This is a genomic window from Faecalimonas umbilicata (assembly GCF_042846195.1).
Classification (GTDB): domain Bacteria; phylum Bacillota; class Clostridia; order Lachnospirales; family Lachnospiraceae; genus Faecalimonas; species Faecalimonas umbilicata.
This window is the reverse complement of sequence record NZ_AP031411.1, coordinates 977607-992594: the sequence shown is the minus strand read 5'-3', so window position 1 is coordinate 992594 and position 14988 is coordinate 977607. Positions and strand designations below refer to the sequence as shown.

Genomic DNA, 14988 nt, shown 5'->3' with positions numbered 1-14988 from the left:
AACTGTTCTGTCTTTTCCCAATTTATCCTGATTCTTATTAATATTTTTATTGGTTGAATGTTATGTTCCTCACTCGCGTCCTAATTGATCACAACTCCACTCTATCGCGCCATATTCTGATACTGTTCCGCAATATTCAACACATGATCGCCGATTCTTTCAAAGTCTGTCAACAGTTCCGAGAACAGAATTCCCGCCTCTGCATTGCAGGATCCTGACTTCATTCTCTCAATCTGTTTCTTAAGGTACATTTCTTCAAGATCATCGATCTTTTGCTCATTCCGCGCAGCCTTCTCAAGAAATTCCTTTCTGCTTCCATTGTGCATACTGATATCTGCCAGCGCTTTCTCGCAAATTTTCTTCATCTGTCTTACTTCCTCCAAAGCTTCTTGTGACAGATGGATTCCCCATTCGTTCAGATTCTTTGCATATCCTAAAATATTCATTGCATGATCTCCGATCCGCTCAATATTGCCTACAATAATATAGTAACTACTCATACTCTTAGATCCTGCAACCGACTTTTCTCCGGACATCTGGCGAACAATGTATTTTGAAATTTCTGCATTCAGATAATCAATATACTCTTCTCTCTCTTTTAAAGAATCCCATGCTCCTAAATTTCCAGTCAAGACTGCATCGTAACTTTCCTCTATATTTTGAGCAACCATTCCGCGCATCCGATCCACTTCCTGCTCCAATTCTGAGAGCGCAAGAGCCTCATTTCCTACTGAATAGCTGTTTTCAAATACTTTGATATGTTTGAGTCCTCGTTCTTCTATTGTCTCTTCTTTTCCCTCCGGAAGGATCAATACTGCCAATTTCGCCATGTAAGTTCCAACTGGAAGTAAGATCAGTGTTGTCACAATATTAAAGATTGTATGAACATTTGCAATCTGCGCTACCGTGTTGCCCGGCGAAAGTGCCTCCACCCATGACACAAACGGTGTCAGCATACTGATAAATGTAAATAAGATCGAACCAAAAATATTGAACATCAAATGGATCACGGTCGCGCGCTTTGCATTTGTCTTTGTACCGATAGATGCCAGAACTGCTGTAATACAAGTTCCGATATTCTGTCCAAATAATACATAAACAGCACTTGACAGCGGAATCACACCTGTCCCTGCCAATGCCTGTAAAATTCCTACCGAAGCAGAGGAAGACTGGATGACCGCCGTAAAGATTGCTCCTACTAAAATACCTACAACCGGATTACTTGCTTTTGTCATAAAGTTGACAAATGTCTCGGACTGCTGGAGCGGCTGCATTGCATCTCCCATCATTCCCATACCGATGAACAACACTCCAAGTCCGGCGAAAATCTCACTGATATGGCGTACTCGTTCATTCTTCACAAATGTAATCGCTGCGACACCTCCAAATGCGATCAGCGGTGCGATTGCTCCGATGTCAAGTGCGATCAGCTGTCCTGTGATCGTTGTACCGATATTGGCTCCCATGATCACCCAGACTGCCTGATTCAGTGTCATCAGACCCGAATTGACAAATCCTACCACCATAACAGTTGTAGCAGATGAAGACTGAATCACGGCTGTGATCACAGCCCCAACTACGACACCTTTGATCCTATTGGATGTCAGCTTCTCCAAAATACTTTTCATCTTATTGCCCGCTGCCGTCTCGAGCCCGTTACTCATCATCTGCATTCCGTATAGAAACAGCGCCAAACCTCCAAGCAACATTAAAATATCTTCCATTCTCATTTCTTTTGTTTCCTCCGAATATATCTCATTTCTTTTCTCCAGACATTTCTAAAATGCCTGCAAATCTCTTTTCCTATCTATTCATCGGAATCCTGCTTTTTCCATCTCCCAAATGTATGATCTCCATCCGCGTCTGATGATACCAGACTTTTCTCTTCTGAACCCCTATAATATCGGGAATCACCCAGACACTGCACATGGACCATAAAAGAACTCCTGTGAGCCATTGTTGTAATGGTATATATTGTTGTAAAAAACTTCCTTCATTGCTTTTCTTCTGTTTCATATCTTTGGTACAGAGTACCGCCCGGTACAAGCTGGCATCAAAGACTTCCTTCTGCTCCATCCACACACTCTGTACAAAAGACTGACCATGCTTTGCCGGATATGCCGACATGTTTCTGACACTTCTCGCCTCTACATTTATTTCCACAAAAAAAAGCAATGACAAAAAGAAAATTGTCAAAACAGCTTTTGTTCTTTTCTTCATGGCACTGCCTCCCTGTCACTGACTCTCTATGATTCTCTATGACTTCTGTAATTCAAGAGTATCATAATTAATTTCACACTGTCAATTACAAGTTAAATCGATGTAAAATTTTAGTAAATGTGTAGATTTGTCTTTATAAAATCTGCTGCAAATCATTCATTTTTTCTACTTGTTTCCAAAGATAACCTTTTGTCTCTTCATCCGGAAGTGTCAGATCCGGTATCATAACTACCCGGCAGCCTGCCCCATACGCCGATTTCACTCCATTAGGGGAATCTTCCACAGCCACACATGCTTCTGCTTTCACCCCAATCTGATCGCAGGCATACAGATAAATATCCGGCATTGGCTTCCCGTTCTCTACCATATTGGCACAGACAATCCGGTCAAACATTTCTGTAATTCCAATTTCATCCAGATATGCTTCTGCCCGTTCTCGATCCGTCGCAGTTGCCACTGCGAGTTTGTATCCTTTTTCCCTTAAATAGTTCAAAGTCTCTTTGACTCCCGGCTTGATCTCCACCCCATTCTTTGCCAAATGCTCCGCCATGATTTCTTTTCTTCTCTCCCTCACAGCAACGTAATCAAATGTCTCCCCATATATTCCTTTTAACCACGGCTCTGCAAATTTTCCCGAAAAACTGCGAATCATCAATGCATGCTCTCTCTTCATCGGCATTCCCAATTCTTCCGCTGCCTGACACCAATATTTCACAAGATATTTTTCCGTATTGATCAACACGCCATCCATATCAAATATAACTGCTTTTATCATCGTTCCTTCTCCTGCTCTCATTTTTACATAGTAAGAGTAGGTATCAATCACTTTGCTAATCAATACCTACTCTTACTTTGATTCTTCAATCATTCATTTTACCTCATTTTCTGAATACTGTGTAGTCTTAATCCTTCTTTTCTTCCGATAATGCGTCATACAAATCTTCTATTCATACAGCACACCATCCAAAAATCTGAATCTTAACTGATACATAGCTTCCATTCTTTTGTGTCTGACTTTCTGATCTTCTTTCGGGTATACATCCAACTTTTTTATCATTTGTCAGATTTTCTTACTCTTTCTGGTGGTCCGTACCTCCTTATCTTAGATTGTGCAAACATCTTTGCTTCTACTATTATATAACTCCGTCCGTTAAAGTTATATCCGTTCCACATAAGAAATAAAAATAATGACAGGTCTTTCAATTTCCTTTCTGTTTCTTATTTATATTTGTTATGTTTATGACTATATAATAACATACTTTTCAGATTTGTCAATACTTTTTTCAGATTTTTCTAATTTATTTTCTATTTTTTCTATTTTTATAGTTTTTCTTTAATTGTTTTCTATTAAAAAGGACATATCTGCTAAAATCACTTTGCAGATACGTCCCACATTCTAAAAAGGAACTGCCCCTGTATCGATTCCATTGATCACGTAGTACACCGCATTTTCCTCTGGTTTTACATAAAGTGTCATTGTCTTGATCTCACCGATCCGACGTCCAGATTTTGTCCACGCTTTTTTCACTGCCGCGATCATCTCTTTTTCTTCTACCTGTTTTCCCTTGTATTCTACTACTACAGAAGTCTTCATCTCCTTTTTCGGAGCTGCTTTTTTTACTGCTTTCTTCTCTTCTGTCTTCTTTTCTTCCACGGCATCTTTTTTCTCTACTGTCTCAACTGCTTTTTCCTCTACTGTCTCTTCCTCTGTTGCCATCACAACTTCTTCCGCACTCTGTACTGTAGCTTCCGTTGCTTTTTTTGCAGTCGCTTTTCTCTGTTCTGTATTGTTCTTATTGTTCATTTTTCTTGCTGCTTTTCTTGCTACCATTTTGATTTCCTCCTAATACATATCTAGCGACATTTTTACAACAAAATTTATTATAGCACAGGTTTTTCCACTTGTCATCTATTCCTCAAATTCTACGAGAAGATAAAATCCTCTGTCATTTTGCTGAATTTCCCGGATAATCCCTTCTCTGGATTGAATCCTGGCATTGCTTCTGTAAATACCAGACATTGCCACCGCCGGCTCCACTACATAGCTGTACAGACTTCCATTGACCCTTTCCGTCACTTTCACTCTCTGACCTTCTTCCACAAGTCCTTGCCGTTCCATCTTGAATTTTTCCTGTCTCATAACCACTTTTCCTTTCTGTTCTTGTCTAACGTCAGATCAACCTCTTTCTCTCCCATTTTCCAGTCAGATATCTCGCAAAGGATATGATGTAGTTTGTCATCCATCCAAGCGGAACCGCATACCACACTGCCTGAACGCCCCAGAGCGGCGCACAAATAAAGGCAATACTCACGCGGACTGCAAGATTGCAGAGATTAGCAAGTGTAAATACAACCACATCTCCTGAACCTCGCAACACCCCATCCGTCAGCGCTTTCAGCCCAATACATACAAAGAAATATGCGATAAAAGACAGATACGAACTTCCTGTCTGAAATGCAAGAGAGCTTTCATTGCCTCCCACAAACATGGAAATAATCTGCTTTTTCAGCAGAAGTAATGTCACACAGATTACTACTGCAAATGCAAATACAATTCCGTGTGCTGTCCGATATCCTTTCTTTACATGATCGGTCTGTCCTGCGCCGATATTTTGGGCAGTAAAAGTAGAAATAGCATTTCCCATTGCAATCATCGGCACAATGCAGATGGACTCAATCCTCATCCCCGCGGAATATCCTGCCACAACGGATGATCCAAATCCATTCACAACTGACTGCACAAGTAACATTCCGATAGATACGATTGACTGCTGAATAATGGAAGGAATTGCTATTTTTACCATATTTCCAAGAATTTCCATATCGTATTTTTTCGTAGTATCCTCCCCCTCATATTCTTTCAGTCTGCGGAGCAGGATCCAAAAGGAAAGCACCGAGGCAATTCCCTGGGCAAACACGGTTGCCACTGCCACTCCCGCGACTCCCTTCTGGAATACAATTACCGCCACAAGATCCAACGCAATGTTCAGTACTGTAGAAAACATCAACAAATACAGCGGGATATTTGATTTTCCCAGCGCATTGAAGATTGACGAAAGTACGTTGTACATAAATAAAAATGGAAGCCCCATAAAATAAATATTCAGATACAACACAGCATCTTCCAAAATGTTTGCCGGCGTCTTTAACGAAGACAAAATCGCCCTGTTCGCAAACAGTCCAAACCCTGCAAGTATCACACTGGTTGCAAGAAATGTCAAAAGTGCGGTAGAAATTGCGGTCTGCATCTTCGTATATTCCTTCGCCCCGAGATATTGGGAAATAATGACTGAGGCTCCTACCCCGCCTCCAATGGCGATCATAATGAACACGGTCGTCAATGAGTACGAGGCGCCAACGGCTGCAAGTGCATCTTCCCCGACAAATCTGCCGACAATCACAGAGTCCGCCATATTGTAAAACTGCTGGAGCAGATTTCCCAGGATCATAGGCACCGCAAAAAATATCAGCGCTCTCCCAGGATGTTTTCCGAGCATATCAAACTTTTCCATCTGTTTTCTTTTTTTCTGTTCTGTTTCTTTCTGCATGTTTCCTCCTACACTACCAATTCCGCCTGACTTCCCTGGTTTGTTTTATGAATATAAATTTTTTTATCAATACGCTTTCTAAGTTCTTCCACATGGGAAATAATACCGATCAGGCACTTTCCTTTTGACATTTGATTCAAAGTGCGAATTGCCTGCTCCAGTGTATCCGCATCCAGAGAACCGAACCCTTCATCAATAAACATAGTCTCCAGCTTCACCCCTCCATTATGCTGCTGCACAATATCAGACAGTCCCAACGCCATCGCCAGAGATGCTACAAATGACTCTCCGCCGGACAGTGTCCGCACATCTCGGTTTTTCGCAGTTCGGTAATCATAAACAAACAGATCCAACCCTCTGTTTCCCACAGTTTTTTCCCCGCGTTTCAACTCAAACTGCTGATGCATCATCATGGTCAGTCGCTTATTTGCCTGCGCAATGATCTGGTCAAAATATACCCCTTGAATGTACGTCTCAAATTTGTAATTTCCATTTGCCGCTGCATGGATCCGACGAATCTGGACAAACTCTTCCTCCGCCTGTCCCAGCTCTTTTTCCCGCTTTTCCAGTTTTCGGACACACTCCGCATTTTTATCGGACCGAAGTAAGTAAACCTCATACGCTTCGTGGAACTGTGCACAAGCTTCCTTCATAAAAGCTTCCTTCTCTGCTCTCTCCCCTTCCTGTTCTGTTCCGGATAAGATTTCCAACCGGAAGAGCTCTTTCTCATGTTCCTTCAAGAGATTTTGCAGACGATCTCCTTCTTCTTTCGCCACCCGAAGTTGTCCTTCTGTCTTATCCGCCAATTCTTTCGATGCCAAATACTGCTTCTGTGCAGCTTCGGTATCTCTTCGGATTTTCTCCAGCGTTTTGATACACGCAGTAAGCTGGGACTTCAACTGCTCTTTCGCGGATGTCACCTGCTTTTCCATCACTTCCAGTGTACTTTTATCAGACAAATACTTTCCAAGCAGCCGCTCTCTGTCTTCCTGCAGCTGTTTTTGTCTCTCTTCCTGTCCTTTTTGCCTTGCTTCAATCATTTCCAGCTGTGCGTTCCATGCCTCTTGTTTTTCTTTTTGCTTCTCTAATTCCTCATGTTCCTTCGTCAACTCTTCTATCCGGTTTGTGATTTTTTCAGTAAGCTGCTCTAGATATTCCGCAATCTCTTCAAATCTTTTCGTCTCCCACGATGCTTTTGACAATTCACTCAAACGCTGTCTCAGATGATTTTTCTCGGTTTCCACCGCCGCCTCTGTTCTCTGAATCTGTTCTTGTGTATGATCGCAGGCTTCCTTTGCCCGCTCAAGTTCTTTCTGCGCCCGCTTCACTTCCTCCGCAGTCGGCACACCACTCACCCTTCCTGCCGGAGATGGATGAGAAATAGAACCACAAACAGGGCAAGGACTTCCATCTATCAATTCTGCTGCAAAAATTCCCGCCATATGCGCCCTGCTCTTCGTATCCAATTCATTGTACTTCTGATTTGCCTCATCTTTCCTGCAAAGTTCTCCTAGCAATCGTTTGCGAACTTTTCCTAACTCTGTCTCCTTCTTGTAGATTTCTTCCTGCATGTATCGAAGGCGTTTTAAAATTTCTTCCTGCGCCTTCCACTGCTCTCTGCGCTGTCTGTTTTGTTCCTGACGGATTGGAAGTGTTTCCCACAATTTCAACTGTTCTATAATCTTCTTCTTTTCTTCTGCCATCTTTTCCGCTGATAGTTTTTCCTGCCGGATCTGTGCTTCCTTGTTCTTCCAGTCTGCCTCGCTTTTTTTACAGTTGCTTCTAATCATTTCTAATTTTCCATGGATCTCTAGCTGCTTCTGAATCTGATCTTTCTCTGCGATCCATGGTGTCTGATCGATACCTGCCGCTTGCTGATAAGCTTCCTGTGCAGACTGTACCTGCACGGCCAGACGCTCCCTCTCTTGAAAAAACTTCTCACAGTCTTCTTGATTTCTCCTCTGACGTCCTTTTTCTCTGTCATAATCCTGCAGTTTTGTCAGATGCTCCCTCATACGTTCTTCCGCAGCACGAAGTTTTTTTAATTCTGCTACATCAACGGCATTGACTACTTTCAGATCACGAATAATCTCGTCTAGCACTTCCAGTCTTCTTTCCTTCACATTCCTTTTTAAGCGCTCCCAACATTCTTCTGCCTCTGGCCGCTTCTTCTCACAAGTTTCTTCCTCCGGAAGCCGTATTTCTCCTAATTGCTCCTCTGCCCCTTGTCGGAGGCTTTCGTATCTCCGTTTCCTATCAAGATAAGTTGCAGAAATCTTTTCCTGAAGATCAAAGAAAATCTGTGTATTAAAAATAGTCCGGAAAATCTTTTCCCGCTCTTTTGTCTCTGCATGCAGCAATTTCAAAAAATCTCCCTGTGCAAGCATAGCAATCTGTCTGAACTGTTCTAGTGAGATTCCAAGCAATTCTCGTATCTTCCCAGGAAATAGAATAGTTCCTCCCTTTGTCTCCCCATCGATATCTTTTGCCGTCTTTAACCGAGTTCCATCCGGAAGTAGCATCTCCACCGTGGCAGCAGTCTTTGTCGCATATCCATCCCGAAAATATGCAGGAGAGCGCGTGATCGTATATTGCTCATTCTGGTGTTCAAATGTCAGGCTCACATACGTTTTGTTTTTCGCATCTGCATAATCACTTCGCAGCATCTCTGGCTTCCGCCTTTTATTTCCGCTGCTGGTCTCCCCATAAAGCGCATAGGAAATGGCATCAAAAATCGTTGTCTTCCCCGCACCGGTATCTCCCGTGATCAAAACAAGTCCGCTCGTTCCAAACTGCTCAAACGGAATCGTCGTCTCTTCCAGATAAGTTCCAAATGCATTCATCGTCAGTGTGATCGGTCTCATTATCAGCTCTCTCCTCCCTCTAAAAGTTCTCTCATCATCTGCTCCACAAGCGTTCGGTCTTCTTCCGCCAGCTTCTCCCCGCTTCGCTCTTCAAAAAACTCCGCAAACAACTCCATCGGCGAGCGGTCTGCAATCTGCTCTGCATTTTTGATCCCTTCTAAAGTGGCACGCATCCTTCCTTCAAATTCTACTGTCAGCAGGTTCGGATATTTCACTCGAAGTCTTGGTACTACATCCACCTGATCTTCCCCGTCAGTCAGTACTACCTTCACATACTCTTCGCACCCTTCTCCACCAAGAACCTCCTGCAATGATCCAGATACTGTACAAAGTCCATGGCGTGGATGGATTGCAAGTGTATCCACCACAATCTCTTTTCCTTGTTCGATTGTGAGCATTGTCACTGATTTTTCGCTCTCATTTTTATCAAATGAGTACGGGAATAATGTCCCGCAGTACCGGATAGTCTCCCGTTTTACTTTTTGTGCCCGGTGAAGATGTCCAAGAGCCACATAGTCAAACAGATCAAATGCATCGGCACCGATATTGTCAAGCCCTCCAACCATCACAGTCTCCGACTCAGAAGAAACTGCCCCGGTAATAAACTGATGAGCGACAAGAACATTCACAGCCTCCGGGTTGATATCTACATGAGAAAGAACTGTTCGCACCGCCCGGTCATAACTGTCAATCTCTTCCTCCGGATAATACGGACGCACATCAAATGGCTTTATATAAGGAAGTAAATAAACAGAAACTTTCTGCCCATCCTTGTTGAGTTCTACCGGCTCCAGTTTCCCGTCAAAAATCCCCTTGATAAAAATATTTTCTTTCTGCAAAATCCGGCTTGCAAAATGGATCCGCTCAGACGAATCGTGGTTTCCGCTAATCAAAAAGACGGAAATCCCCCGGTCAGCCAGTTCACTTAAAAAAGTGTCAAATACTTTTACCGCCTCTGCCGACGGCACTGCCTTATCATAGATATCTCCCGCGATCAGGATTCCATCCGGCATATGAAGATCCACAAGCGCAAGTACTTGTGCCAGGACAATTTTCTGTTCCTCCAGAAGATTGACCTCATGCAGAATTTTTCCGATATGCAAATCTGATATATGAAATAATTTCATCTTTTGCCACTCCATTTTCCTCATACTTATTACACATACTTATTATTTTGCCCATTCTATTATATTGGATTTTTCTTGCAGTTACAACTGTTGTCTGCACTTCTCCCTTACTGACTTCTCAAAATATTCTATTCTGATCAGATCACAACTGTCCCTATCTGCAACTGATTTATAATCTCTGCTTATTATTTCTCTTTAAAAATAATTATCCATTTCCCAGCATCCCCCTTTGCTTTCCTTTCTGAATCGTGCTAAACTTATTCTGTCAATGAAACATATTTCAAATTTACACATAGAAAAGGAGACGAACACATGGGAGGATTTTTTGGTGTTGCCGCAAAATCAAACTGTACGCTTGATTTATTCTACGGTGTTGACTACCACTCACATTTAGGAACACGACGGGGAGGAATGGCTACTTTTGGTCCAAGCGGTTTCAGCAGAGCCATTCACAATATCGAGAACTCACCATTCCGTACAAAATTTGAACGAGATGTAGAAGAATTACAGGGAAATTTAGGAATTGGCTGTATCTCTGATTTCGAACCGCAGCCGCTTCTAATCCAGTCTCATCTCGGAAGCTTCGCGATCACAACGGTCGGCAAAATTAATAATATGGACGAACTTTTAGACAAAGTGTATGCCCATGGACATACACATTTCCAGGAGATGAGCGGCGGACAGATCAACGCAACTGAATTGATCGCTTCCCTGATCTGTCAGAAAGATTCTCTTGTAGAAGGAATCCAGTATGTACAGGAAATCGTAGACGGCTCTATGACACTGCTTCTGATGACAAAAGACGGTTTGTATGCCGCAAGAGACAGACGCGGGCGTACTCCGCTTGTCGTAGGACATAAGAAAGATGCCTACTGTGTCTCCTTTGAAAGTTTCGCATATATCAATCTCGGCTACAGCGACTACAAAGAATTAGGACCTGCTGAGATCGTTTACATCACACCGGATAGTGTCGAGACTGTCAGTGAGCCAAAAGAAGATATGAAGATCTGTTCTTTCCTTTGGGTTTACTATGGATACCCGACCTCTTCCTACGAAGGCGTCAATGTAGAAGAAATGCGTTACAAATGCGGTGGAATGCTTGCAAAACGTGATGCGCTTGACGATGTCAGACCAGATGTTGTCGCAGGAGTTCCAGATTCCGGAATTGCCCATGCCATCGGCTATGCCAATGAATCCGGTATTCCATTTGCCCGTCCATTTATCAAATATACACCGACTTGGCCGCGTTCTTTTATGCCGCAAAATCAAGAACAGCGAAATCTGATTGCCCGCATGAAACTGATCCCGGTACAGTCTCTGATCGAAGACAAGAGTCTCCTTCTGATCGATGACTCCATTGTGCGCGGAACTCAACTTCGTGAGACAACAGAATTTCTTTACAATAGTGGGGCAAAAGAAGTCCATGTACGCCCTGCCTGCCCGCCACTCTTATTCGGCTGTAAATATTTAAATTTCTCTCGCTCCAAATCCGAACTGGATCTGATCACAAGACGTGTGATCCAAGAGAAAGAAGGCGATGATGCACAGAAATATTTAAGCGAATATGCAGATCCAAACAGTCAGCGCTATGCCGACATGCTGGAAGCGATCCGCAAAGAACAAAACTTTACTACACTCCGCTATCACAGACTGGATGATCTGATTGCATCCATCGGGCTGTCTCCTTGTAAAGTATGTACTTACTGCTTTAACGGAGTAGAATAGTCACAGAAAATTTTAAAGAACAAAAGAATTTTCTTTCTATTTTCTTTTGGACTTGTTATAATGAAGAGCGTGCACAGATCTTCTGGCACGCTCTTAGTTTGTTCACAAAAATTTAGATAGATAAGGTGGTTAGATTATGAATAAAAAAGAAGTATCCGAAATCAAAAAGCAATTTACGCCGGACAACTGCGCGATCACCCGCATCTGTGGCTGCTATGTCGACGGCGAAAAAAATAAAAAAACACAATTAAAAGAAGCATTTCTCTCTCTTCCTGAAGAAGAAATCTTCAAATATTTTGAACTATTTCGCAAGACACTGTCCGGCACGATTGGAAAAAATCTGCTCAACATGGAATTCCCTCTCTCTGCGGAAAATGCGGGAGGAACTCAGGATTTTCTCCTGAAACTTCGTGCCAGCCAACTGACCAATGATGCGCTTCTGGATGCATTCTACGACCGGATCATCGAATCTTACGACTATGGCGAGAACTACCTGATCCTTGTCATTCACGCCGCCTATGACATTCCGGGAAAATCCAGTGACGGGAGCGAAATGTTCGATGCCTCCGATGAAGTATATGAATATCTGCTCTGCAGCATCTGTCCGGTAAAACTGTCTAAACCAGGGCTTAGTTACCATGCAGAAGATAACACCTTTGGTGAACGCGTCCGCGACTGGATCGTAGAAATGCCGGATGTGGGATTTCTGTTTCCTGCTTTTAATGACCGGAGCACCGACCTGCACAGCATTCTTTATTACGCCAAAAATGCCGAAGAACTCCGTGCTTCTCTTGTAGAAAATCTACTCGGTGCCATTCTTCCATTATCTGCCGGAGGACAGAAAGAAACTTTCCAGACACTGATCGAAGAAACACTCGGAGAAGAACGTGACTATGAAGTGGTCAAAAATATCCATGAGAACCTCTATGAAATGCTTGAAGAAAAGAAAGATTCCCCGGAACCGGTTACCCTTGACAAAACAGAAGTAAAAAAACTTTTTGCCCACAGTGGTGTGACCGAAGAACATTTGGAAGACTTTGACCGGAACTTTGAACAGGCAACTTCATCTTCCTCGTCCGAACAGCCATCTTTTCTTGCAACTAACATTGTCAATACAAGAAAGTTTGAGATACGCACCCCAGATGTTGTGATCAATGTCAACCCGGAACGTTCCGACCTGGTCGAAACAAGAATTATTGATGGGCGCCGCTGCATCGTGATTGGTATCGATGACCATGTGGAGATCAATGGAATTTCCGTTAAGGCAGTTGCCAAAAATCAAAATGAAATTTTTTAATAAATACTCATTTTACAAAGAAAAGTATTCTGATTAATTTTATCTATCTGCTTTTCAGAAAAAGACCAGTCAGAATCCGATTTACCTGACTGGTCTTTCATTGTTCAAAGTAGATTTTCTATTTTTTTCATCAAACAAAATTTCAAACTCTTTTAAGATTTTATATATATACTTTTATTAGTATTTATCTATTATCCTATTTTCATATCCATTGAAATAAAAAACCATTATATTTTCTTTTGAAAATATGCCGACATTCTTCCTTCTTCCTCAAATACTTCTTTCCTCTCAAATCCATTTTTCTCCAGTACCCGGATAGATGCTACATTATTTAAAAATGTAAATGCTCCAACAGTCTCTAGCTGGAATTTTTCGGAGATTTCCTGCAAAAAGATTGTAACAGCCTCCGTTGCAATTCCTTTTCTCCAAAATGCTTCCTCAAAAACACAATAGCTTATCATCGCGTCCGGTTCTTCTTCCAGATGAATTCCATAGCACCATATATCGCCAACATAAGTTTGATTTAACCAAATTGTTCTGCCATAGCTTGCAGCCCCAGGAAGTAACGTCTGCTGATAATCTTCTAGCGCTTCCTCCACCGTTTTCGCCTTCTGTGGCAATACTGTTTTGATTTCAACCGTGTTCGCCTTTTCAAAATAAATCCGAACTGTTTCTTCTGTCCTTTCTTTCAGACAAATCCCCATTATTTTCTCCTTTACTTCTGCCGCAGTTTTTCCATCATCTTAGTATAATTTTTCCGTTCATGCGGAAACATGCACTGGCTACAATCTTTCACACCTTTTTCTGTGTATCTGAAATTCCCACCACACTCTGCTCCTTTTAAGTACAGCGGACAGAAACAAAACAGACAGTTAAAATTGTCCGGATCGTCTGTCTTATGACATGGGAAATATTCACATTGCTTATGGGAAAAAAATTTATAAAATTCTGACATAGTTTCTCTTTCATTACTCCCTTTGTTTTGTTCACTTAATTTGTTTGTTCTGAAATCTTTTGTAATCCCTTTACTTGTCTGTTTCTTCTTGTTTTCTATAAAACATATCATACCACACTTTATTATATATTACAGCATTTATTACTCAACTAAATATAGACTGTTATAATATACATTGCAAATATTAGCAGAAAAACAAGAAGTACATGTAGGAAAACTTCACAAAATCGTTTGAAAAATGATGTCTTGCAATAGTGTACCTTATAATCAGTTCCCCAAAGTGCAAATAGGAAAATAGCACTTAAAAAATAATGTTCTGCAAAATATTTCAAATTTGAAAAACCGAAATAAGCATACAAACCTATTGTTATCCAAGATACCATACGAATTGTGTAAATAAAATAACGCTTATTTTGTAATATCACTCTTTTGCTATTTACATTTTTCATAAAATATCAACTCATTTTTTCTAATTAATCCTTCACTTTAAACGAATTTCACCGGAACCTATCAGTATCTTACGGCGGTACTTTTCACACCGGACCAAATCATACTTTCAATAGTAAATAATATTCCTTTTCAAATGTTTCGTTATCTTCTCTCTTCACTCCACTCTAATATAACTCCTGTGTTCGCGTCAATCTCAAATTCGTATTCTCTCTGATCGTAGATGATATCCCCTTCGTATTTATACTGTCCATCATCGTTGTCAAGTTCCATCCGGATATCAGACTCTGTCGCCCCCGGAACTCTTTCTAATGCCGTTTGCATTGCCTGTTCCTGGCTGACCGCCACATTTGCTCCTGCGCTTTGTGACTGATTATTTTGCGTATTATTCTGCTGTCCATTTTGTGCTGCCGTATTGGAAGCGACACTTTCTGTATCAGCAGTTAAGATTGTCCCGTCTTCCGCTGCGATTTCATAATCGTATTCTGTTCCATTTGCATCGAATTGAATTTCATAGATCATTCTTCCGTCATCTCTGTCTTTCGATGTTTTTAGTCTTGTCGCTTCCTCCTTCGTCACACCCGCATCTTGAAGTGCCGCTTCCAGTGCTGCATCTTTTCCAATGTCCTTTCCACCTGTGAACCCACATCCCGTGGTTGCTCCTAATACACTGATTGCTACGATTCCTGCTGCCATATATTTTTTCATCATATCTGTTTTCTCCTTTTCTTCTTTTTTTTCTTTCTTGTTTCTTACTTTGTATCTGAATCATACAGTAGAAACATTAAAAGAACATTAGAAAATA

At 41.7% G+C, this 14988-nt stretch carries 13 protein-coding genes; 2 read left to right on the top strand and 11 right to left on the bottom strand.

Features of this window, described 5'->3' with window-relative positions:
- Positions 1-101: 101 nt before the first annotated feature.
- From ACGG81_RS04700 to ACGG81_RS04665, 8 genes are all read right to left on the bottom strand, one after another.
- Positions 102-1730, bottom strand: coding sequence for a Na/Pi cotransporter family protein (locus ACGG81_RS04700; RefSeq protein ID WP_270665884.1), 1629 nt, complete (start codon positions 1728-1730; stop codon positions 102-104).
- Between the two features lie 73 nt (positions 1731-1803).
- Positions 1804-2220: a hypothetical protein gene (locus ACGG81_RS04695; protein ID WP_009262803.1), complete on the bottom strand. Its 417-nt coding sequence runs from the start codon at positions 2218-2220 to the stop codon at positions 1804-1806.
- A gap of 133 nt (positions 2221-2353) precedes the next feature.
- Entirely contained in the window at positions 2354-2995 is a 642-nt protein-coding gene (locus ACGG81_RS04690; protein WP_016440144.1) for an HAD family phosphatase, read from the bottom strand.
- 621 nt (positions 2996-3616) lie between these two features.
- A complete protein-coding gene (locus tag ACGG81_RS04685) occupies positions 3617-4051 on the bottom strand; it encodes a DUF6465 family protein (protein ID WP_009262804.1) in 435 nt (144 codons plus the stop codon).
- Between the two features lie 78 nt (positions 4052-4129).
- Complete coding sequence (locus tag ACGG81_RS04680; protein ID WP_009262805.1) at positions 4130-4360, bottom strand: hypothetical protein; 231 nt, start codon at positions 4358-4360, stop codon at positions 4130-4132.
- Positions 4361-4391: 31 nt separating this feature from the next.
- Positions 4392-5768, bottom strand: a complete 1377-nt coding sequence (locus tag ACGG81_RS04675) for an MATE family efflux transporter (RefSeq protein WP_390109867.1) — start codon at positions 5766-5768, stop codon at positions 4392-4394.
- Positions 5769-5776: 8 nt separating this feature from the next.
- Entirely contained in the window at positions 5777-8632 is a 2856-nt protein-coding gene (locus tag ACGG81_RS04670; protein WP_390109865.1) for an AAA family ATPase, read from the bottom strand.
- A 2-nt stretch (positions 8633-8634) separates the two neighbouring features.
- The gene (locus tag ACGG81_RS04665; protein WP_390109863.1) at positions 8635-9759 is read right to left on the bottom strand and encodes an exonuclease SbcCD subunit D; all 1125 of its coding nucleotides are present in this window, start codon (positions 9757-9759) and stop codon (positions 8635-8637) included.
- Between the two features lie 312 nt (positions 9760-10071).
- On the opposite strand from ACGG81_RS04665, the gene ACGG81_RS04660 reads away from it, so the two are divergent.
- Positions 10072-11484 carry an amidophosphoribosyltransferase gene (locus tag ACGG81_RS04660; RefSeq protein WP_008976311.1) on the top strand — a complete coding sequence of 471 codons (1413 nt, stop codon included), beginning with the start codon at positions 10072-10074 and terminating at the stop codon, positions 11482-11484.
- Between the two features lie 136 nt (positions 11485-11620).
- Positions 11621-12781: a DUF4317 domain-containing protein gene (locus ACGG81_RS04655; RefSeq protein WP_390109860.1), complete on the top strand. Its 1161-nt coding sequence runs from the start codon at positions 11621-11623 to the stop codon at positions 12779-12781.
- Positions 12782-13008: 227 nt separating this feature from the next.
- Here the strand turns inward: ACGG81_RS04655 and ACGG81_RS04650 are convergent, their stop codons facing one another.
- From ACGG81_RS04650 to ACGG81_RS04640, 3 genes are all read right to left on the bottom strand, one after another.
- Positions 13009-13485 (bottom strand): GNAT family N-acetyltransferase, encoded by a 477-nt coding sequence (locus ACGG81_RS04650; RefSeq protein ID WP_120090704.1) that lies wholly within the window; start codon positions 13483-13485, stop codon positions 13009-13011.
- 11 nt (positions 13486-13496) lie between these two features.
- Positions 13497-13736, bottom strand: coding sequence for a cysteine-rich small domain-containing protein (locus ACGG81_RS04645; RefSeq protein WP_008976314.1), 240 nt, complete (start codon positions 13734-13736; stop codon positions 13497-13499).
- Positions 13737-14327: 591 nt separating this feature from the next.
- On the bottom strand, positions 14328-14894 hold the full coding sequence (locus ACGG81_RS04640) for a PepSY domain-containing protein (protein WP_009262811.1): 567 nt from the start codon (positions 14892-14894) through the stop codon (positions 14328-14330).
- Between the last annotated feature and the right edge of the window lie 94 nt (positions 14895-14988).